We start from the raw sequence: 20,801 nt of genomic DNA, 5'->3' as shown, positions 1-20,801 counted from the left end.
TTCTACGTCAGGATGAGCCGACTCGGCAGGTCAGCGGGGGTTGATCCAGTTGAGCAGCTGACTCATCGAGATCAGCAGGTCGTCCAACCGTCGCTCCACGCTGTCCAGGCGCGCGTTGACGCTGTCGAGCGCGGCGTCGGTGCGCTCGATCCGGCCCTTGATCGCATGGAACTCCGCCGTGTGCATCTGCTGCATCGTGAGGAGATCGATCATGATCGCCTCGACGTCGCTGACGGACAGGCGGCCCCCAACGCCATGCCCCGAGTAGTTCATGGACATGGCGTGAATAGTGTCACGCGATCGCATATGAAAGGTATGGAACGCTGTTTCGCTTGCGTGAACTTGCCTGACCGTGCACCAACTGTTGCTCAGAAGAGTCTCTCGGTCGGATCATCGAGGCCGCGGAGCGCGTCGTAGTCGACGATCGCGCAGGTGATCCCGCGGTCCTCGGCCAGCACGCGCGCCTGCGGTTTGATGGCCTGAGCGGCGAAGATGCCGCGTACGGGGGCCAGCAGCGGGTCGCGGTTGAGCAGCTCGAGATAGCGGGTCAGCTGCTCGACGCCGTCGATCTCGCCGCGCCGCTTGATCTCGACGGCGACCGACCTCCCGTCGGCGTCGCGGCACATCAGGTCGACCGGGCCGATCGCGGTCGGGTATTCGCGGCGTACGAGGGTCAGCCCCTCGCCGAGCGTGGCCGGGTGGTCGGCGAGGAGCTCCTGGAGGTGCTTCTCGACGCCGTCCTTCTGCAGGCCGGGGTCGATGCCGAGCTCGTGGGAGGACTCGTGGTGGATCTCGTCGATCAGGATGCGCAGGGTGTCGTCGGTCTTGGAGGTGACGGTCCACTCGACGCGGCCGTCGTCGGACTTGCCCTCCGAGAGGGTGCAGGGCGGCGACATCCAGTTGAGGGGCTTGTAGGAGCCCCCGTCGGAGTGGACCAGCACCGATCCGTCGGCCTTGAGCATCAACACCCTGGTGGCCATCGGGAGGTGGGCGGTGAGCCGCCCCGCGTAGTCGACCTGGCAGGTGGCAACGACGAGTCTCACCGGGAGAACGTACCGCATGGCCCGATGTGAGCAGCGTCACGCCACCAGGGGTTACTCATGGGTAATAAATTTGGCAGTCTTCCGTCGCATGACGGTTTCGACCCAGGGTTCCATCCACGACGTGCTCGTACTGCCCTACCTCAACCACGCGATTCGCATGCTCGAGTCGGGCTACGCCACCGCCACCGACATCGACAACGCCATGTGCTTCGGCTGCGGCTACCCGCAGGGTCCGCTGGCCACGGTCGACGAGATCGGCGCCGCCGCCGTACGCGACGCGCTGCTCGCCCGCTACGAGGAGACCGGCGACAACCTGCACAAGCCCGCCGACCTGCTCACCAAGGTCTCCGACGAGGCCGGAACCTTCGCTGCGGTGGCCGGCGACCACGTACAGGCCCCGCAGCTGCGCCGCACGATCGAGAAGATCGGCGTCGTCGGCACCGGCACCATGGCCTCGGGCATCGTCCAGGTCTTCGCCCAGGCGGGCTACGACGTCGTCTTCGTCGGCCGTTCGCAGGAGAAGCTCGACGGGGTCGTCGCGGGCATCACCAAGTCGCTCGACAAGGCCATCGCGAAGGGCCGCTCGGACGAGGAGACCAAGGCCGCGGTGCTCGGCCGCCTCACCGGCAGCACCTCGCGCGAGGACCTCGCCGAGGCAGACCTGATCGTCGAGGGCATCGCCGAGGACCTCGAGGTGAAGAGCGAGCTCTTCAAGGACCTCGACCGGATCGCCAAGGCCGGCGCCATCCTGGCCACCACCACCAGCTCGATGCCGATCACCGAGCTCGCCAAGGTCACCGAGCGCCCCGGCGACGTCATCGGCATGCACTTCTTCAACCCCGCGCCGGTCATGAAGCTCGTCGAGGTGGTCACCACCGACCTCACCTCCGCCGAGGTCGACGAGACCGTGCTCGCGCTGTCCACCGCGGTCAAGAAGGTCCCGGTCTCCTGCGGCGACCGCTCCGGCTTCATCGTCAACGCGCTGCTGTTCCCCTACCTCAACGACGCCGTCAAGCTGCACGAGTCCGGTGTCGCGATGGAGGAGATCGACGCCGCGATCAAGGAGAGCGCCGGCTTCCCGATGGGCCCGTTCGAGCTCCTCGACGTCGTCGGCAACGACGTCTCGCTGGCCATCCAGTCCGAGCTCCGCAACGAGTTCGGCGAGCCCGGCTTCGACCCCGCGCCTCTCCTGGTCCAGAAGGTCCAGGAGGGCAAGCTCGGTCGCAAGACCGGCGAGGGCTTCCACACCTACTGATCCCACCCCCGGCCGAGGCGTCACCCACGTCGGCCGAGGCGTCACCTACGCGAATCGAGTCGGCACGTCGGTGCCGGCTCGATTCGCGCGTGTGACGCCTCGGCCTGCGGGAGTGACGCCTCGTCAGGGGCGGGGGTAGCCGCGGCGTACGGCTCGCTCCAGGATCCCCAGCGTGGCCCGGATCGACTTCTGGTCGATGACGGGGAAGATCGGCTTCCACTCGGGCAGGGCGGTGGACCAGTCGCAGTAGGAGGTGACGCGGGTGTCGCCGGAGTCGAGCTGTTCGAGCTCGTAGCCGAAGCGGTGACCGATCGGCGGCTTGATGGTGCCGTCGATGGTCCACTCGATCGCCCGGTCGGGCTCGAAGCCCGTGATGATCACGGTGACGTCGTACCTGCCCATCGGGTAGTCGCCGAGAGCCTCGCGGTCCATGTGGACGACGAACCGGTCGCCGACCGCGCTGACCGCCGACCCCTCTGCGGACTGGAGCATGCCGGCGGCGTCGATGGCGACGTGGCCGTCGGGGTCGACGAGGACGGCGAAGATGTCGGCGGGGGAGGCGGGGATGATCCGCTCGGCGTCGATGCGTTCGGTCTCGATGGACTGGTCGGCCTGGGTCTGGTCGGTCACGGGGAGCGAATCTAGCGGCATGCCGAGATGCCCGCCATGAGCCGTGGCAGGATGCTCGGCATGAGCGAGCGCACGATCGAGACAGTCGGAATCGTCGGCCTGGGCACCATGGGTGCGGGGATCGCGGAGGTGTTCGCCCGCAACGGGTTCACCGTCGTTGGGGTGGAGCGCGACGAGGAGGGCCTCGAGCGCGGCAAGGAGCACCTGGCGCACTCGACGGGTCGCGCGGTCAAGCGCGGCAAGCTCAGCGAGGAGGAGCAGAAGGCCCTGCTCGGCCGCATCTCCTTCGCCACCGATGCGACGGCGCTCAAGGACGTCGACATGGTCGTCGAGGCGGTCGTGGAGTCGCTGGAGCTGAAGAAGTCGATCCTCGCCACCCTCGACGAGATCGTCGCGCCCGAGACGATCCTGGCGACCAACACCTCGTCGCTGTCGGTGACCGAGATCTCGACCGCCTCCAAGCACCCCGGGCGGGTCGTCGGCGTGCACTTCTTCAACCCCGCACCGGTGCAGAAGTTCGTCGAGATCGTACGCACCGTGGTGACCGAGCCCGAGGTGCTCGAGGACGCCCGCGAGGTCGTCGGCAAGCTCGGCAAGTCGCCGGTGGTCTGCGGCGACCGGGCCGGGTTCATCGCCAACGCGCTCCTCTTCGGCTACCTCAACCACGCGGTCTCGATGTTCGAGGGCCACTACGCCACCCGCGAGGACATCGACACCGCGATGCGGCTGGGCTGCGGCTACCCGATGGGGCCGCTGGCGCTGCTGGACCTGATCGGGCTGGACACCTCCTACGAGATCCTCGACACGATGTACCGCCAGGGTCGCGACCGGCTGCACGCCCCCGCGCCGATCCTCAAGCAGATGGTCACCGCCGGGATGCTCGGGCGGAAGTCGGGCCGCGGCTTCTACACCTACGAGGGTGCCGACTCCCCGATCGTGGTCCCGGACGCCCTCACGCCCAGCGCCGACGCCACCCACGAGCTGCGCCGTCCGATCGCCAAGGTCGGCGTCGTCGGGACCGGGACGATGGCCTCGGGGATCGTCGAGGTCTTCGCCAAGGGCGGCTACGACGTGACGTACGTCGGGCGCAGTCAGGACAAGGTCGACGGTGTCGCCACGCGGATCACCAAGAGCCTCGACAAGGCGATCGGCCGGGGCAAGCTGGAGGAGTCGGCGAAGCCGGAGATCCTCGGCAGGCTGACCGGCACCACCTCGCTGGACGACCTGGCCGACGTCGACATCGTCGTGGAGGCGATCGCCGAGGACCTGGCCATCAAGACCACGCTCTTCGAGAACCTCGACGACATCTGCAAGCCGGGCGCGATCCTGGCGACGACGACCTCGAGCCTGCCGGTCATCGAGCTGGCCAGGGTGACGAAGCGTCCCGCCGACGTCGTCGGGATGCACTTCTTCAACCCCGCGCCGGTGATGAAGCTGGTCGAGGTCGTCTCCACGGTCACCACCTCCGAGGAGGTCTCCGAGACCGTCCGCGCGCTGTGCGCGAAGGTCGGCAAGTCGCCGGTCTCGTGCGGCGACCGTGCCGGCTTCATCGTCAACGCGCTGCTCTTCCCCTACCTCAACGACGCGGTCAAGATGCTCGAGGGGCACTACGCCACCGCCGACGACATCGACACCGCGATGAAGCTCGGCTGTGCGCTGCCGATGGGTCCGTTCGAGCTGCTCGACGTGGTCGGCAACGACGTCTCGCTCGCGATCGAGCGCGAGCTCTACCTGGAGTTCCGCGAGCCCGGCTTCGCACCCGCCCCGCTGCTGGAGCACCTGGTCACCGCCGGCTACCTGGGCCGCAAGACGGGCAAGGGGTTCCGCGACTACAGCTGAAGCGGAGCCCGAAGCGACAGGGACAGCCGCGACCACCGTGCCAGTACGCTGAATGACGTGGGACTTCTGATCGCACTTCTCATCGTCGTCGCGGTGGTCGGGACCGTGGTAGTGACCAGCAGGCGCTCGCAGGCGCGGGCGCTGGAAAAGCAGCGCGCCGACCTCGAGCCGGTCAAGCAGCTCGCCTTCGAGGACGTCACCGCGTTCGGTGAGGAGCTGCAGAAGCTCGACCTCGACATGACCGGCAAGGAGCTCGACGAGGGCGCCAACGCCGACTACCAGCGGGCGCTGGACGAATACGAGACGGCCAAGCGCACCGTCGACAAGATGACCTCGCCCGACGACGTCAAGCAGATCACCACGATCGTCGAGGACGGTCGCTACGCGGTCGCCTGCGTCAAGGCGCGGGTCGCCGGCGAACCGCTTCCGAAGCGCCGCCCGCCGTGCTTCTTCGACCCCCGCCACGGCCTCTCGGTCGAGGACGTGGCCTGGGCGCCGCCGGGCGGCACCACCCGTGACGTACCTGCCTGTGCGCTCGACGCCGAGCGCGTCAAGGCCGGCGCGGAGCCCGACACCCGCAAGGTGATGGTCGGCAACGAGCGCGTCCCCTACTGGCAGGGTGGCCCGGCCTACCGGCCCTACGCCGCCGGCTACTTCGGCGCCTTCTCCCCGATGGACTGGATGTTCGCCGGGCTGATGTTCAGCGCGTTCGGCGGCTTCGACGCCTTCGGCGAGATCGGCGAGGGCATGGGTGACGCGATCGGTGGCATCGGCGAGGGCATCGGCGACGCCTTCGGCAGCATCGGCGACGGCATCGGGGACATGTTCGACGGCTTCGATTTCTGAGCCCGTACGATCCTCCGGTGACACTTCATACGCTCGAGCTCGGTGAGAGCGGCAGCCGCGTCGTCTTCCTGCACGGCCTCTTCGGCCAGGGACGCAACTGGAACACGCTCGGCAAGCAGCTCGCCGACAAGCATCGGGTGACGCTCGTCGACCTGCCCCACCACGGCCGCTCGCCGCAGCCCGACACCTTCGACTACCTCGAGGTGACCGCGGCCGTCGCCGAGCTGCTCTCTGCTGATGGCGGGGCCGACGACCCCGCGACCGTGGTCGGCCACTCGATGGGCGGCAAGGTGGCGATGCTGCTCGCGATCACCCGCCCTGAGCTGGTTGCGAAGCTGGTCGTGGCCGACATGTCGCCGGTCGTCTACGAGCGCGTCGGCGGCTTCCGAACCTACGTCGACGCGATGCAGGGGCTCGACCTGGACCGCATCACCCGTCGCGAGGAGGCGGACGCCGGGATGCGGGAGGCGGTCCCGGACCCGATCATCCGCGGCTTCCTGCTCCAGAATCTCCGCCGCGACGGCGACGGCTGGCGCTGGGCGATGAACCTGGACGTCCTCGGCCGCGACCTCGACCGCATCGGCGACTGGCCGGCCGAGGAGCTGAAGGCGTACGAACCCTACGAGGGGCCCGTGCTGTGGCTGGCGGGCGAGCTGTCGAACTACGTCACCGACGAGTACGCGCCGGCGATGAAGGAGTGGTTCCCGCGCTACCGCAAGGTGACCATCAAGGGCGCCGGTCACTGGGTCCACTCCGAGAAGCCGGACATCTTCCTGGCGACCCTGCGTCAGTTCCTCGGCGACTGAGGCATCGCGGCATCTACGCTGTGCGGCATGGAGCGCGACAGACCCGTCATCGTGCTGGTCGGCGGCGAGCATGCCGAGATCATCGAGCACGAGTTCCGGGCACGCTACGACCGTGACTACCGGATCGAGCCCGTGGTGGGCTTCGCCGCGGGCCTCGACAGGATCCGCGAGCTCGTGGCCGAGGGCGCGCAGATCGCGATGGTCGCCGCCGAGCACGTGCTCGACGAGGGCACCTCGATCGAGTTCCTGCACCGCGTACCGGGCATCGTGGCGACGGCACGCCGCGTGGCGCTGGTCTCCTGGGAGGACTTCTCCGCCTCTCTCGACGACCTCCGCGCCGCGGCGCTCGAGCGCGAGATGGACACCTTCGTGCTCATCCCGCGCGGCCCGCGGGACGAGGAGTTCCACACCGCGCTGATCGAGCTGCTCTCCGAGTGGGGGTGGTCGGTGGGCCGGCCTATGGTGACCGTGACCGACATCGTGGCCGAGCCGGGCGACCGCGACGCGGCGGCGATCCGGGATCTGCTCGAACGCATGGGCTTTCCCAATCGGCTGCTCGGGCCGGGCGACGACGAGGCGCAGGAGCTCATCGAGGCCGTCGGCCAGGGGGCGCAGCTGCCTCTGGTCCGTACGTTCACGGGTCGCGTGGTCTCCGGGGCGACGGCGTCGACGGCCGCCGAGGCCCTCTACGGCGGGTTCGACGAGATCCCCGAGGGCGTGATCGCCGATGTCGCCATCGTGGGCGGTGGGCCAGCGGGCCTGGCGGCGGCGGTCTACGCGGCGTCGGAGGGTCTGAAGACGGTCGTCGTGGAGCGTGACGCGATCGGTGGCCAGGCGGGGTCGAGCTCCATGATCCGCAACTACCTCGGCTTCCCGCGTGGCATCTCGGGTATGCGCCTCGCCCAGCGGTCCCGCATCCAGGCCAGCCGGTTCGGGGCACGCTTCTTCTCGGGGCGCCCGGTGTCCGCGATCGAGCCCGGGCCGGTGGACGAGCCCGAGCACCAGCACGTGCACGTGCGTGGCGCGCAGTTCTGCGCACGTACGGTCGTGCTCGCGATGGGCGTGACCTACCGGCGGCTCGGGATCGCCGGCGTGGACGACCTGGTGGGCGCGGGCGTCTACTACGGTGCCGCGACGTCGATGGCGCGCGAGATGCAGGGCCGTGAGGTCTTCGTGGTGGGCGGCGGCAACTCCGCGGGGCAGGCGGCCATCCACCTCGCCAAGTTCGCGAGGACGGTGACGATCCTGGTCCGGCGTCACGACCTCGCGGAGACCATGTCGGCCTATCTGCTGCGTGAGATCGAGGCGACCGCGAACATCCGCGTCCGGACCCGCACCGTCGTCGCCGACGGCGGGGGCGAGGGCCAGCTGGAGTGGCTCCGGCTGGAGAACCTCGACACCGGCGAGGAGACCAAGACGTCCGCCGACGGCCTCTTCTGCCTGCTCGGAGCCGAACCCGACTGTGCCTGGCTGGCGGAGGGGGTGGCCCTCGACGAGCATGGGTTCGTGCTGACCGGCCGCGACGTGCCCCGCGAGGCGTGGGTCGAAGGGAGCCCGCCCGCGAGCCTGGAGACGACGGTGCCGGGCGTCTTCGCCGTGGGTGACGTACGCGCCGGATCGATGAAGCGGGTCGCCTCCGCGAGCGGCGAGGGCGCGTCCGTGCTCCCCCTGGTGCACGCCCACCTCGCGCGGATGCGCGCCCGGGAATTCGGCGCCTGAGCTACCGGGACTCTCTCGCGCACGGGCCGACGAACACGCTCGCCATCCGGGTGGCGATGGCGGCCCTCGCGCGGCTCCGGGCACTGTCGTCCCGGTCGAAGAGCAGGCGCATGGCGAGCCCCTGGGTCAGGGCGAGTGCTGCTTCTCCCTCGAGAAGGCTGTCGGTCTCGGGGGTGACCTCCCCGCACTCCATCCCGTTCCTCACCGCCTGGGTGATTCGGTCGCGGAGACGCCGGTCGAAGGCCAGCTGGTGCTCGGCGAGGGTCGGATTGTCGAGCGCGAGCCCCGCGAAGGCGTGCCGGAGATAGGTCTCGTCCCGGTGGGCGGGGCTCAGCGGGAGCAGCTCCAGCAATCCTGCTCCGAGCATGTGCTCGATGCGGGCATGGTCGCGTTCGGCGAGGGCGATCGCTCTGTCGACGCGGGCCTCGATGCCGCTGAGCAGTCGTCCCAGGGTGTCTGCGAGCAGGGACTCCTTGGAGTCGTAGTAGTGCTGTACCAGCCCGACGGAGATGCCGGCGGCTCTGGCGGTCCCGGCGATGGTCACGGCGCCGAGTCCGGAGGAGAGCGCAAGGTCGCGTACGCCCGCGGTGATCTGAGCTCTCCGGCTGTCGTGGTCTGCGGTCCTGGGCACGACTCCGATCATAACAATATGACCATATGGTTATTCTGTCGGCATGAGAACTTCTCGACTTCGGGCAAGCGCGTACGCCGCCGTGGCGGCCGCGATGGTGGTCATCGCCTCTCCCGCGTCGGCGGATGTGCAGGCGAGGGCGGACGACGCCGTCGAGGCGTACGTCGAGACCTGGCGTGAGGCCAACGGCGTGCCAGGTGCGGCGGTCGCCGTCGTCGACGGCGACGAGGTGCGCACCTTCGTCTCGGGCGAGGACGGTGACGGTGATCCGGTCTCCGCCGAGACTCCGTTCCTGGTGGGGTCGGTCGCCAAGACCTTCACCAGCGCGCTGGTCCTCGGGCTGGTCGAGGACGGCCGGATCCGGCTCGACGATCCGGTGAACCGTCATCTGACGTGGCTGGACGCACCGACGATGACGGTACGTCAGCTGCTGACCCACACGGCGGGCTACACCGTCGGTGACGGGCTCGCCGTCTCGGAGCGGTTCGACAACGAGCCCGGTGCGCTGCGCCGGGCGGCCGGTGACCTCGAGCACCACGGCACGCCGGGGGAGTACGCCTACAACAGTGCCGACTACCTCGTCCTGGGGGCTCTGGTCGAGGAGATCACGGACAAGCCGTTCGCGGCCGTCGCGCAGGAGGACCTCTTCGGACCGCTCGGGATGAAGGACACGACCGCCGACGATGACGGCGCCTCGACCCTCGCCGCGGGCCACCGCCACTGGTGGTCGTGGACACGGGCCTATGATCCCGGCTTCGACGAGTCCGGTGCGCCCTACGGATACGTCGTCTCGACGCTCGACGACCTGGTGACGTACGCCAGCGCACACCTTGCCGGGCAGGTGCTGCCGCGCGGTCTCGAGGACGACGCGTGGAGCATCCACGAAGTGACCGGGCCGGGCCGCGGTTACGGCTACGGCTGGAGTGTCGAGGGTGGTGATCGCCGCCGTGTCCACCACACCGGTGCCACCCCCGGCTACTTCGCCCACGTCTCGCTGGTCCCTGGCGAGGACAGGGCGGTCGTCGTCCTGGCGAACTCCTACGCGGAGAAGCGTGCGCCGAGCCTTGCCGCTGCCGCCGCGGATATCGACGAGCTCGCGCGTGGCGGTTCGGCGACGGTCAAGGGCGGCGACCCGTTGCTGTCCTCAGCGCCCTGGATCCTGGCTGCAGCGGTGCCGGCGGGTCTGGTGCTCGTGCTGGTCGCGCTCCGGCGCCCGAGCTCGTCGACGCTCAGGTGGGTGTTCGCCACAGCTGCGGCGACCGCCGCGGTCGCCCTGGCTCTGCTGCCGAGCCTGCTGGGAGTGTCCCTCGGCTTCGCGGTCACGTGGCTGCCCGACCTCGCCGTCGGTGTCGTGGCGGGGAGCGTCACGTTGCTGATGCTGGCCGCTGCCTTCGTCGGTGGGCGGGTGGGGAGACTCAGGGCTCGATGAGGCCGGCCCGGATCGCGTAGCGGGTCACCTGGGTGCGGTCGCGAAGGCCCAGCTTGGCGAGGATGTTCTCGCGGTGCCGCTCGACGGTCTTGTAGGAGATCGTCAGCTCGCGGGCGATCTCGCGGGTCGAATGACCCTCGGCGATCAGCTTGAGCACCTCGTCCTCGCGCTCGGTCAGGACCGTACGTGGCAGGCTCTCGCCGCGGTTGAGCCGGTCGAGGTAGTCGCGGACGAGTGCGCTCATCGCGCCGGGGTAGACGAACGCCTGACCGCTCATCGCGGTCCGGCAGGCCTTGACCAGGTCCTCGTCGGCGACCGACTTGAGGACGTAGCCGCTGGCGCCGACCTTGAGCGCCTCGAAGAAGTACTGCTCGTTGTCGTGCATCGAGAGCATCAGCATCTTCGGTGGCGTACGCATCCGGGCGATGATGCGCGCGGCCTGCAGCCCGGTCATCCGGGGCATGGCGACGTCCAGGATCACCAGGTCGACCTCGACGTCGCGCAGCGCGGCGACGGCCTCGGCGCCGTCGGCGGCCTCGGCGACCACCTCGAGGTCCGGCTCGGCATCGAGGATGAGGCGTACGCCGCGACGGACGAGGGTGTGGTCGTCGGCCAGCAGGATCCGGATCTTCGCAGGCGTGGGGGTCACAGCGGCACCTCCAGGAGGACGGTGGTGCCGCGGCCGGGGACGCTGGTCACGCGGAGCTCGGCACCGACGAGCAGGGCCCGCTCCCGCATCCCGCTGATCCCCGCGCCCGCCACGAGGTCGGCGCTGCCGCGGCCGTCGTCGGCGACGGTGAGCACGACCTTGTCGCCCACCTTGCACAGGGACAGCTCGGCCGTGGCGGCGTGGGCGTGGCGGACGACGTTGGTCAGCGCCTCCTGGGCGACCCGGTAGATCACCAGCTCGCGGTCCTGGGGCAGCTCGGGGAGCCCTCGGCCGATGGTGCGGCGTACGGTCGTGCGGCCCAGCGCTCCGACGTCGGTGGCCAGCGAGGCCAGGGCGGCGTGCAGGCCGAGGTCCTCGAGCACGCCCGGCCGCAGCTGCCGGGCGACGCGGCGTACATCGTCGATACCGGTGCGCGCGGACTCGCGCACGGCGGCCAGCTCGGGGCGCACGTCCTCCGGTATCTGTCGCTCCAGGCCCTTGAGCCCGAGCAGCACGACGGTCAGCGACTGCCCGACCTCGTCGTGGAGCTCCTGCGCGATCCGGTGCCGCTCGGCCTCCTGGGCCGCGAGCGCCTTGGCGTTGCTGGTGCTCCGCTCGGTCTCCAGCCGGTCGAGCATCGCGTTGTAGCTGGCCACCAGGCGGGCGCCGGCACCCTTGCCGTGCGTCGTCAGGCGCTGGTCGGGGGAGAGGTGGTCCACCGAGTCCATGGTGCGGATCACCCGGTCGATCGGGGCCAGGCTGCGCAGCAGCAGGAGCGCGTTGAGCGTCGCCATCACGACCAGCCCGACCGCGAGCACCACCGCCTCCGAGGCGAGGACACGCTCCGAGACCCGGGCCGGGGACAGCGCCAGGACCAGCGTGCCGACGCAGAAGACCGCCCAGTTCGTCAGGCAGACCCGCCAGTAGAGGGGCAAGTGGCTCATGCCGCCACCTCCGTAGCGCAAGCGCAATCGTACGGAGGTGGCGGCCTGAGGCCTATGGTCGCTCGCTGGCGCTCGCTCATGCCTCAACCCTGACACGTCCTCTGGCCTGGACTTATGGGTGGCAGCACCCATTCGGATCCGGCGGGCGGTCGCGGAGAGTCGAGAGCATGGAGCTCAACGCATGATCGTGTACGCAGCGGTGGCCGTCTTCATCGTCACCTACGGCCTCATCGCCACCGAGCGTGTCCACCGCGTCGCCGCCGCCCTGGGTGGCGTCGCCGCGATGGTCGCGCTCGGGCTCATCGATGCCGAGTCGGCCTTCTTCAGTCATGAGACCGGGGTCGACTGGGACGTCATCTTCCTGCTCTTCGGGATGATGGTGATCGTCGGCGTCCTCAAGCAGACGGGCCTGTTCGAGTTCCTCGCGCTGTGGGCGGTGAAACAGTCAGGTGGCCGCCCCGCTCGCCTGGCGACGCTGCTGATCCTGGTCACCGCGGCGCTCTCGCCGATCCTCGACAACGTGACCACCGTGCTGCTGGTCACGCCGGTGACGCTGTCGGTCTGCGAGCGGCTGGGGCTGCGCCCGATGCCCTACCTGATCTCGCTCATCCTGGCCGCCAACGTCGGCGGCACCTCGACCCTGATCGCCGACCCGCCCAACATCATCGTGGCCAGCCGGGCGAACCTGACCTTCGACGACTTCCTGATCCACTCGCTGCCGCTGTGCCTGATCCTGCTGGTCGTGCTGATCGGGCTCGTCCGGGTCCTCTTCCGGCACGACTTCCGTGGCCACGTCGACCTGGACGGCCTGATCGAGCCGCCCGCCTCGGCGATCCCGGACCGGGGCCTGCTCTACCGCTGCCTGGCCGTCCTGGCTCTGGTGATGCTCGCCTTCGGGCTGCACACCGAGCTCCACCTCGACCCCTCGCTCGTCGCCATGCTCGGCGCCGGCGCGATGGTGGTCGTCTCCCGGACCAGGACCGAGGCGTTCCTGGAGGAGGTCGAGTGGTCGACCCTGGCCTTCTTCATGGCCCTGTTCGTGCTGGTCGGCGGCCTGGTCGAGGTCGGCGTGATCGGCTCCCTGGGCACCTTCGCCGCCGACCTGATGGGCGACAACGAGCTCGCCGGGGTCACCGGGCTGATGATCGGCTCGGCCGTCGTCGGCGGGTTCGTCGACAACATCCCCTACACCGCGGCGATGGTGCCGATCGTGGAGGAGATGGTGGCCGCGACGCCGTCCTCGGGCGCCGACAGCCCGCTGTGGTGGGCGCTGGTCTTCGGGGCCGACCTCGGCGGCAACACGACCGCCGTCGCCGCCGGAGCCAACGTGGTGGTGCTCGGGCTGGCCGCCAAGGCCGGCCATCCGATCAGCTTCTGGAAGTTCACCAGGTACGGCATCGTGGTGACGATCGTGACGCTGGCCGTCGCCTGGGTCTACGTCGCGCTGCGCTACTTCGTGCTCGCGGCCTGACGTTCCCGGTAGGCGGCCACCGCGTTGCGGTTGGTGCAGGTCGGCGAGCAGTAGCGCTTGGAGCGGTTGCGGGAGAGGTCGACGACCACGCCCGCGCAGCCCTCGTCCTCGCAGATCGAGAGCCGGGACAGCTCGTCGGCGCGGATGACGTCGACCATGGCCATCGCGGTCTCGACCGCGATCCTCGTGGCCAGCGGGGCGTCGGGCTCGGTGGCGTGGATGTGCCAGTCGTAGCTCGTGTGGCGGACGAGCTGAGGGGTCGCCCGGTGCTCGGCGAGCATCTGGTTGGTCAGCCGCACCGCCTCGTCGCGCTCGGCGGTGAGCAGCTCGCGCAGCCGGGGACGGAGGGCACGCACCTCGTCGAGCTCGGCGCGGTCACGGTCGTGCCGCCCCGTGTAGTCGTACGTCACGAAGAACTCGTCGAGCGCCGCCACGGTCGTCAGCTCGTCGACCGAGCCGGGGGAGAGGGCAAGGGTGTTCGCCAGCGCCGCGGCTGCCTGGAGGCCGACGTCGGTGTCATGGGTGAAAACCATGTTGACACATTACCGCGCCACTGGGATCGTCATGTGTCATGACGACTTTGACCAATGACGAGGCGGTGCCGCAGAGCACGCAGAAGACGCCGCTGGTGGCTGCCGGACTGCTCATGGCGGTCGTCTCGGCGGTCACGTTCAGCCTCTCCGGACCGCTGGGCCGTGGCCTCTTCGACACCGGCTGGTCGACGGGCGGGGTCCTGGTCTTCCGCGTCGGCATCGGCGCCGTGGTGCTGGCCCCGTTCGCGGTGCGCGCGCTCGCCGGCCGGTGGCGCAGCGTGGCGGCGAGCTGGCGGGTCGTGGTGGCGTACGCATTGCTGGCGATCGTCGTGCCGCAGTTCGCGTTCTTCTCGGCGGTGCAGTGGATGGCGGTCGGTCCGGCGCTGCTGCTGGAGTACATGGGGGTCGTGCTCGTTGTGGCCTGGATGTGGCTGCGGCACGGTGAGCGGCCCTCGCGGCTGACGCTGGTCGGCGCGCTGGTCGCGATCGCCGGGCTCGTGCTGGTCCTCGACCTGGTCAGCGGAGCGAACGTGCACCCGTTCGGCGTCCTGTGGGGCTCCGCGGCCGCGGTCGGACTGGCCGGCTACTACGTGCTCAACGCCCACTCCAGCACCACGCTGCCGCCGCTGGCGCTGGCCTGGCTCGGCCTGACCGGGGCGACCGTCCTGCTGGCGCTGCTCTGCCTGATCGGGGCCATCCCGTTCGCGATGGAGACCTCGCCGGTGGTCCTGGCGGGCGTGCAGATGGCCTGGTGGGCGCCGCTGGTGGGTCTCGGTGTGCTCACCTGCTCGGTCGCGTACGCCGCCGGCATCGCGGCCACCCGCGCCCTCGGCTCGCGGCTCTCGTCCTTCGTCGGGCTTCTCGAGGTCGTCTCGGCCGTCGTCTTCGCCTGGCTCCTGCTCGGTGAGGCTCCTGGCCTCATCCAGCTCGTCGGCGGGCTGGTCGTGCTGGCCGGGATCATCGCGGTCCAGCAGGGAGAGCAGTCGACCACCTCGTCGTGAGATGCGCGAAGCGCCGCACGCATCGGCTGCGTGCGGCGCTTCACAGGTCGTGACTAGCGTTCGTCCTGAGCTCTGACGTAGACCTCGCGGACCAGCATCAGGATCGCGGCCGCGGTGGGGATCGCCAGCAGGGCGCCGACGACACCGAGGAGCGAGGCACCGACGAGGGCCGCGATCACCGTGATGACGCCGGGGATGTCGACCGAGCGGGACATGACCCGTGGATAGACGACGTAGTTCTCGAACTGCTGGTAGGCGATGTAGAAGACCACCGCGATGATGCCGGTCTTCAGATCGGTCGTCGCGAAGGTGATCGCGCAGACGATGACCGCGCCAATGGTGGCTCCGATCATCGGGATCACGTCGGTGATCATGACCACGAAGGCCAGCGCGACCGCGTATTCGCCCATGCCGATGACGAAGAGCAGCACCAGGGTGGACAGACCGGCGCAGAGCGCGACGATGAACGCGCCGGAGACGTAGCCCCCGATGCCGTCGAAGACCCGGTCACCGAGCTTGCCGACCCGCTCCCGGCGCGAGGCCGGGGCCAGGCGGTAGATGGCGTTCTTCGTCTGGTCGTAGGCGGCGATGAAGTAGAGCGTCAGGACGATGACGATGAAGCCCGTGACGAGCACGTTGATCACCGCCAGGCCGACGCCGAGCGCCCCGCCGAAGGCGCTGCTGACGAAGTCGCCGCTGGCGACGTACTCCTGCACCTTGTCGAGGATCTGGTATTCCTCGTTGAGCTGCTGGACGCGCTGGTTGCGCTGCAGCTCCTCGATCCAGTCGGGGACGTTCGCCGAGATCTTGGCGACCTGGTCGCTGATCACCGGCACCAGCGCCACGAAGAAGAGCGCGAGCGCGCCCAGGACCCCGAGGATGACGGTGAGGACCGCCCAGGGCCGCGCGAAGCCGCGCCGCTCCAGGAACACCACCATCGGGTTGATCCCCGCGGCGATGAAGAGCGAGACCACCACCTGGAGGATCACGCTCCCCATCGTGGTGAGGAGGTTGCCGGCCGCGTAGGCGGTCAGCAGGCCGAGGCCGAGGAGCAGCCCGAAGAGGTAGGGCGACTTCCGGTCGAACGGTGGTCCGGGCTTGCCGAACCGTTTGTCCCGCTCGCTCTCCTCCTCGGGCTCCGGCTCGTCGAGATCGATCGGTGCCTCGCTGTCGCTGTCGGCCGTCGAGTCGTCGATGAGGTCGGTCGCGGCAGACGTCGTCTCCGGACCGTCCGCAGGACGGCCGGCAGCGGCGGCGTTCACCGGCTCTCGGACTTAGCTGTCTCGGGCTCGCGGATCGCGGTCTTCTCGGAGGGCTCGTCGTAGTCGTCGTAGTCGTCGGAGAGGTCCTCGTCGGAGTCGACCAGGGTGACGCTCTCGTCGACGACGAGCTCACCGTCGACGATGTCCTCGTCCTCGGTGAACGGCTTCGGCGCCTCCAGTTCGGCCGGGTCCTCGGTCTTGCCGAAGCCGGAGACCAGGTCGGTGAGCGAGGAGAGCTGCGCGGCGATCGCGTCGCGGCGCTTGGTGAGCCGGTCGACCTCGGCCTTGATGATCGCGTGACCCTTCTCGGCCTCGACGGTCGCGGTGGAGGCGAGGTGGTCGGCCTCGGCGCGAGCCTTGGCCAGGATCGCCTCGGCGTCGCGGCGGGCGCGAGCGATGATGCCCTCGGACTCCTTGGCCAGCTCGGCGCGCTGGTCGGCGACGTGCTGGGCCGCGATCCGGGCCCGCTCCTCGGCGTCGGCCGCACGGGTCTCGCCCTCGGTCACGATGCGAGCGGTCTCGGCCATCGCCTGGTCGTGGTGGTCGGCGGCCTCGCGCGCGAGACGCTCGCGCTCGACGGCGAGCATCCGCCGGGCCTCCTGGACCTCGCGGTCGGCGCCGGCACGGGCCTTCTCGACCTCGCGCTGGGTCGACGTACGCAGCTGGGTGACCTCCTGCTGCACGGCGAGCCGGATCTGGTCGGCCTCACGCTTGGCGGCGGCGAGGAGCTCGTCGCTCTCGGCCTGCACCATCTTGCGGGCCTGCTGGACCTCCGAGGTCACCTTCTCGCGGTGATCGTCGATCTCCTTGTAGTGCGTCGTACGCAGCGCCTCGATGTCGCGCTGGGCGGACGCCTTGGTCGCGGCAGCCTCACGCTGAGCGGCCTCGCGGATGACCGCGGCCTCCTTCTCGGCCGCCTCCTTGACCGCGGCGGCCTCCTCCTCGGCCAGGCGGAGCATCGCGCTCGCGCGACCACCGAGGGAGGCGTAGGACGGGGCTTCGTTGCCCTGGGTGGCGGCGGCCTTGAGGTCGGCGACCTTGCGCTCGAGCTCGGCGATGCGTCGCTGGGCGTTGCGGAGCGCCGACTGACCCTGGCCGTTGGCCTGGAGAAGCTGCTGCACCCGAGCGTTCACCGTGCCGGGGTCGTATCCACCCCGTCGCACGACCGGGAAGGCCGGGAGTGAGCCTGGAGCCGGTGGAGCCGAGTTGTGGCCGGAGCTGGGCGATCCTGAAGCACCGGGGACCCGGGGGAGAACCTGTGTCTCCGTCGAGTCCTGATCGGGCTTCTTCCGAGGCTCTGAGGCCTCGTTGAAGATGGACAGTCCCTCATTCGTCATTTGTGGCGGATTCCTCACACTTTAGGGGGGTTTGTGTCTTGCCCTCTGCTCCCAAAGGGCAAGACTACGGCCGGTCACCCCTCGCGCAAGGGGAGACCGGCCGTGAATCCAGTCTCAAATGGGATCTATTTACCTGGACGCGACGTCTCAGATGCCGCGGAACAGGTTGATCTTGTCGATGTGCGCCGCGCGCTTCTCCTCGTCGAGGACGCCGAGGCCCTCCTCGGGGGCGAGGCAGAGCACGCCGACCTTGCCCTGGTGCTTGTTGTGGTGCACGTCGAGCGAGGCCTGGCCGACCTCCTCCAGGGTGTAGGTCCGCGACAGCGTCGGGTGGATCTTGCCCTGCGCGATGAGGCGGTTGGCCTCCCACGACTCGCGGTAGTTCGCGAAGTGGCTGGAGATGATCTTCTTGAGGTTCATCCACAGGTAGCGGTTGTCGTACTCGTGCATGTAGCCCGAGGTCGACGCGCAGGTGGTGATGGTGCCGCCCTTGCGGGTGACGAACACCGAGGCGCCGAAGGTCTCGCGGCCCGGGTGCTCGAAGACGATGTCGATGTCCTCGCCGCCGGTGAGCTCGCGGATGGCCTTGCCCAGGCGCAGCCACTCCTTCGGGTTCTGCTTGGTGCCGTCCTCGTTCCAGAACTTGAAGTCCATCTCGGAGCGGTTGATGACCATCTCGGCGCCCATGTTGCGCACGATCTTGGCCTTCTCCTCGTTGGAGACCACGCAGATCGGGTTGGCACCGCCGTTGAGGGCGTACTGCGTCGCGAAGCCGCCGAGACCACCCGAGGCACCCCAGATCAGGACGTTGTCGCCCTGCTTCATGTTGCCGCCGTTGGCGGAGACGAGCTGGCGGTAGGCGGTGCAGTTGACCAGGCCGGGGGAGGCGGCCTCCTCCCAGGTGAGGTGCTCCGGCTTCGGCATCAGCTGGTTGGCCTTGACCATCGCGACGTCGGCGAGGCCGCCGAAGTTGGTCTCGAAGCCCCAGATGCGCTGGGAGGGGTCCATCATCGTGTCGTTGTGGCCGTCGGGAGCCTCGAGCTCGACCGAGAGGCAGTGGGCGACGACCCGGTCGCCCGGCTTCCACTTGGTCACGCCCGCGCCGACCTTCAGCACGACGCCGGACAGGTCGGAGCCGACGATGTGGTAGTCGAGGTTGTGGCGGGCGCCGAGCTCGGACTCCTTGCCGTAGCGCTCCAGGAACCCGAAGGTGGAGACCGGCTCGAAGATCGAGGTCCACACGGTGTTGTAGTTGATCGCCGAGGCCATCACCGCGACGAAGGCCTCGCCCGGGCCGAGCTCGGGGAGGGCGACGTCCTCGACGTGGAGGGACTTCCGGGGGTCCTTCTCCTTGGTCGCGACGCCCTCGAACATGTCGACCTCGTCCTTGTGGACGGTGGCGGCACGGTAGTGGTCGGGGATCTCGAGGTTCGCGAAGTCCTCGCTGGGCGTGTCGCCCGCAAGGATCGCGTCGAGGATTTTCTGCATGGTCGGCTCCTGCGTCGTCGTAGGGGTCGCGGTTGGCTCTATTTCGCTGGACATTACTGGTGAGTAACCGTTAACGCCAGCCTGATGTGACACATGACTCTTGGATCGTTCACGTGCCGTGGCGGGTTCCTCAGTGGGCGGGGTTCGCGGCCGGCTCGACGAGCTCGACCAGCACGCCGCCGGCGTCCTTGGGATGGATGAAGTTGATCCGCGAGTCGGCGGTACCGCGTCGCGGTGCGTCGTAGAGAAGACGTACGCCGCGCTCCCGGAGGATCGCGGAGACCTGCTCCACGTCGGTGACGCGGTAGGCGAGCTGCTGCATGCCGGGACCGTTGCGGTCGAGGAACTTGGCGATGGTGCTGTTCTCGTTGAGCGGGGCCAGCAGCTGGAGCTTGTTGTCGGAGTCGCCGATGGCGATCATCGCCTCCTCGACGCCCTGCTCCTCGTTCGTCTCGCGGTGGGCGAGCTTCATGCCGAAGGTCTTCTCGTAGAAGTCGATCGCCGCGTCCAGGTCGGCGACGGCGAGACCGACGTGGTCGATCTGGGTGAACAGGTGCGGTGGGATGTCGACGGATGTCATGGGCCTACTCTCCTTGAGCCTGGGGCAAACGGGCACAATGTGTGATGACAGCCACATCAGGCTGCGCTCAACACTCTTCCCCCAGAGGTTACTAATTAGTAACCTCAAGGCAGATCAGCACCACCCAACATTCTTGGAGGACCCATGTCCAACGTCATCGTCGCCGGGGCACGTACGCCGATCGGCCGCCTGCTCGGCGGGCTCAAGAGCCTGTCCGCGGCCGATCTGGGCGGCATCGCCATCAAGGGCGCCCTGGAGAAGGCGGGCGTCTCGCCGGAGCAGGTCGACTACCTGATCATGGGCCAGGTCATCCAGGCCGGGGCCGGCCAGAACCCGGCGCGCGCCGCCGGCATCGCCGGTGGGCTGCCGATGAACATCCCCTCGATCACCATCAACAAGGTGTGTCTCTCCGGCCTCAACACCATCGCGATGGCCGACCAGCTGATCCGGGCCGGCGAGGCCGAGGTCATCGTCGCGGGTGGCATGGAGTCGATGACCAACGCGCCGCACCTGCTGCCGAAGTCGCGCGAGGGCTTCAAGTACGGCGACACCACGCTGGTCGACTCGATGGCCTACGACGCGCTCTACGACCAGCTCACCCAGCAGGCGATGGGCGGGCTCACCGAGCAGGTCAACGCCGAGGGCGTGAAGCTGACCCGTGAGGAGCAGGACGCCTTCGCCGCCACCTCCCACCAGCGCGCCGCCGCGGCCCAGAAGAACGGCGTCTTCGACGACGAGATCGTTCCGGTGTCGATCCCGCAGCGCAAGGGCGACCCGATCGTGATCAGCGCCGACGAGGGCGTCCGCGGCGACACCACCGTCGAGTCGCTCGGCAAGCTCCGCCCGGCGTTCTCCAAGGAGGGCACCATCACCGCCGGCTCCGCCTCGCAGATCTCCGACGGTGCCGCCGCCGTCGTGGTCATGTCGAAGGAGAAGGCCGAGTCGCTGGGTCTGGAGTGGCTGGCCGAGATCGGCGCCCACGGCATGGTCGCCGGCCCCGACTCCTCGCTGCAGCTGCAGCCTGCCAACGCCACCGCCAAGGCCCTCGAGAAGGAGGGCATCACCGCCGCCGACCTGGACCTCGTCGAGTTCAACGAGGCGTTCGCGGCCGTCGGCATCGAGTCCACCAAGAAGCTCGGCCTCGACCCGGAGATCGTCAACGTCAACGGCGGCGCGATCGCCCTCGGCCACCCGGTCGGCATGTCCGGTACGCGCGTCGTGCTCCACCTGGCGCACGAGCTCAAGCGCCGTGGCGGTGGCACCGGTGCCGCCGCGCTGTGTGGCGGTGGCGGTCAGGGCGACGCCCTGATCGTGCGTGTCCCCAAGGCCTGAGCCATC

The 20,801-nt window shown here is 69.2% G+C and carries 20 protein-coding genes; 9 read left to right on the top strand and 11 right to left on the bottom strand.

The genetic code is table 11. The features are described from left to right. Positions 1 to 30: 30 nt before the first annotated feature. Positions 31 to 279, bottom strand: a complete 249-nt coding sequence (locus tag UG56_RS25265; protein WP_071327326.1) for a hypothetical protein — start codon at positions 277 to 279, stop codon at positions 31 to 33. Positions 280 to 368: 89 nt separating this feature from the next. Beyond that, positions 369 to 1,043 (bottom strand): endonuclease NucS, encoded by a 675-nt coding sequence (gene nucS, locus UG56_RS25260; RefSeq protein WP_071327327.1) that lies wholly within the window; start codon positions 1,041 to 1,043, stop codon positions 369 to 371. An 88-nt stretch (positions 1,044 to 1,131) separates the two neighbouring features. On the opposite strand from nucS, the gene UG56_RS25255 reads away from it, so the two are divergent. Then, entirely contained in the window at positions 1,132 to 2,298 is a 1,167-nt protein-coding gene (locus tag UG56_RS25255) for a 3-hydroxyacyl-CoA dehydrogenase family protein (RefSeq protein WP_045547390.1), read from the top strand. Between the two features lie 123 nt (positions 2,299 to 2,421). Here UG56_RS25255 and UG56_RS25250 read toward each other — a convergent pair whose 3' ends face one another. Continuing rightward, positions 2,422 to 2,928, bottom strand: coding sequence for a polyketide cyclase (locus UG56_RS25250; RefSeq protein ID WP_084101603.1), 507 nt, complete (start codon positions 2,926 to 2,928; stop codon positions 2,422 to 2,424). A 60-nt stretch (positions 2,929 to 2,988) separates the two neighbouring features. Between UG56_RS25250 and UG56_RS25245 the strand changes: the two genes are divergently transcribed. The 4 genes from UG56_RS25245 to UG56_RS25230 are packed head-to-tail and all read left to right on the top strand — an operon-like array spanning position 2,989 to position 8,138. Continuing rightward, positions 2,989 to 4,767, top strand: a complete 1,779-nt coding sequence (locus UG56_RS25245) for a 3-hydroxyacyl-CoA dehydrogenase family protein (protein WP_045547413.1) — start codon at positions 2,989 to 2,991, stop codon at positions 4,765 to 4,767. A 57-nt stretch (positions 4,768 to 4,824) separates the two neighbouring features. Then, positions 4,825 to 5,613 carry a hypothetical protein gene (locus UG56_RS25240; protein WP_045547392.1) on the top strand — a complete coding sequence of 263 codons (789 nt, stop codon included), beginning with the start codon at positions 4,825 to 4,827 and terminating at the stop codon, positions 5,611 to 5,613. Positions 5,614 to 5,630: 17 nt separating this feature from the next. Then, positions 5,631 to 6,419, top strand: coding sequence for an alpha/beta fold hydrolase (locus UG56_RS25235; protein WP_045547393.1), 789 nt, complete (start codon positions 5,631 to 5,633; stop codon positions 6,417 to 6,419). Positions 6,420 to 6,446: 27 nt separating this feature from the next. After that, positions 6,447 to 8,138 carry an FAD-dependent oxidoreductase gene (locus tag UG56_RS25230; RefSeq protein ID WP_045547394.1) on the top strand — a complete coding sequence of 564 codons (1,692 nt, stop codon included), beginning with the start codon at positions 6,447 to 6,449 and terminating at the stop codon, positions 8,136 to 8,138. Position 8,139: 1 nt separating this feature from the next. Here UG56_RS25230 and UG56_RS25225 read toward each other — a convergent pair whose 3' ends face one another. Next, the gene (locus UG56_RS25225) at positions 8,140 to 8,769 is read right to left on the bottom strand and encodes a TetR/AcrR family transcriptional regulator (protein WP_045547414.1); all 630 of its coding nucleotides are present in this window, start codon (positions 8,767 to 8,769) and stop codon (positions 8,140 to 8,142) included. A gap of 43 nt (positions 8,770 to 8,812) precedes the next feature. On the opposite strand from UG56_RS25225, the gene UG56_RS25220 reads away from it, so the two are divergent. Further along, positions 8,813 to 10,198 carry a serine hydrolase domain-containing protein gene (locus tag UG56_RS25220; protein WP_084101601.1) on the top strand — a complete coding sequence of 462 codons (1,386 nt, stop codon included), beginning with the start codon at positions 8,813 to 8,815 and terminating at the stop codon, positions 10,196 to 10,198. Here UG56_RS25220 and UG56_RS25215 read toward each other — a convergent pair. After that, positions 10,185 to 10,847 carry a response regulator gene (locus UG56_RS25215; RefSeq protein ID WP_045547396.1) on the bottom strand — a complete coding sequence of 221 codons (663 nt, stop codon included), beginning with the start codon at positions 10,845 to 10,847 and terminating at the stop codon, positions 10,185 to 10,187. The two genes, UG56_RS25220 and UG56_RS25215, sit on opposite strands and share 14 nt — an antisense overlap. After that, entirely contained in the window at positions 10,844 to 11,791 is a 948-nt protein-coding gene (locus UG56_RS25210) for a sensor histidine kinase (protein ID WP_052693225.1), read from the bottom strand. Before UG56_RS25210 ends, UG56_RS25215 begins: the two co-directional genes overlap by 4 nt. 181 nt (positions 11,792 to 11,972) lie before the next feature. Between UG56_RS25210 and UG56_RS25205 the strand changes: the two genes are divergently transcribed. After that, on the top strand, positions 11,973 to 13,262 hold the full coding sequence (locus tag UG56_RS25205; RefSeq protein ID WP_045547397.1) for an SLC13 family permease: 1,290 nt from the start codon (positions 11,973 to 11,975) through the stop codon (positions 13,260 to 13,262). Here the strand turns inward: UG56_RS25205 and UG56_RS25200 are convergent. Then, on the bottom strand, positions 13,241 to 13,795 hold the full coding sequence (locus tag UG56_RS25200; protein ID WP_045547398.1) for a CGNR zinc finger domain-containing protein: 555 nt from the start codon (positions 13,793 to 13,795) through the stop codon (positions 13,241 to 13,243). The two genes, UG56_RS25205 and UG56_RS25200, sit on opposite strands and share 22 nt — an antisense overlap. A gap of 38 nt (positions 13,796 to 13,833) precedes the next feature. On the opposite strand from UG56_RS25200, the gene UG56_RS25195 reads away from it, so the two are divergent. Continuing rightward, positions 13,834 to 14,796, top strand: a complete 963-nt coding sequence (locus UG56_RS25195) for an EamA family transporter (RefSeq protein ID WP_045547399.1) — start codon at positions 13,834 to 13,836, stop codon at positions 14,794 to 14,796. A 53-nt stretch (positions 14,797 to 14,849) separates the two neighbouring features. Here UG56_RS25195 and UG56_RS25190 read toward each other — a convergent pair whose 3' ends face one another. The 4 genes from UG56_RS25190 to mce all read right to left on the bottom strand — a co-directional run bounded on the left by UG56_RS25190 (position 14,850) and on the right by mce (position 19,463). Beyond that, positions 14,850 to 16,058, bottom strand: coding sequence for an AI-2E family transporter (locus tag UG56_RS25190; protein WP_045547400.1), 1,209 nt, complete (start codon positions 16,056 to 16,058; stop codon positions 14,850 to 14,852). Next, on the bottom strand, positions 16,055 to 17,179 hold the full coding sequence (locus UG56_RS28560; protein ID WP_052693227.1) for a hypothetical protein: 1,125 nt from the start codon (positions 17,177 to 17,179) through the stop codon (positions 16,055 to 16,057). The genes UG56_RS25190 and UG56_RS28560 overlap by 4 nt, the downstream gene beginning before the upstream one ends. 363 nt (positions 17,180 to 17,542) lie before the next feature. Continuing rightward, on the bottom strand, positions 17,543 to 18,883 hold the full coding sequence (ccrA, locus tag UG56_RS25180) for a crotonyl-CoA carboxylase/reductase (protein WP_045547401.1): 1,341 nt from the start codon (positions 18,881 to 18,883) through the stop codon (positions 17,543 to 17,545). Between the two features lie 130 nt (positions 18,884 to 19,013). Further along, entirely contained in the window at positions 19,014 to 19,463 is a 450-nt protein-coding gene (gene mce / locus UG56_RS25175) for a methylmalonyl-CoA epimerase (RefSeq protein ID WP_045547402.1), read from the bottom strand. 144 nt (positions 19,464 to 19,607) lie between these two features. Here mce and UG56_RS25170 point away from each other — a divergent pair, with 144 nt between their 5' ends. Beyond that, positions 19,608 to 20,795 (top strand): acetyl-CoA C-acetyltransferase, encoded by a 1,188-nt coding sequence (locus tag UG56_RS25170; RefSeq protein ID WP_045547403.1) that lies wholly within the window; start codon positions 19,608 to 19,610, stop codon positions 20,793 to 20,795. The last annotated feature ends 6 nt before the right edge of the window (positions 20,796 to 20,801 follow it).

Origin of the sequence: Nocardioides luteus, from assembly GCF_000960475.2 — a bacterium.
In the GTDB taxonomy this organism is placed as follows: domain Bacteria; phylum Actinomycetota; class Actinomycetes; order Propionibacteriales; family Nocardioidaceae; genus Nocardioides; species Nocardioides luteus_A.
Note: the sequence above shows the minus strand (reverse complement) of the source record. Positions and strands in the feature narration are given on the sequence as shown.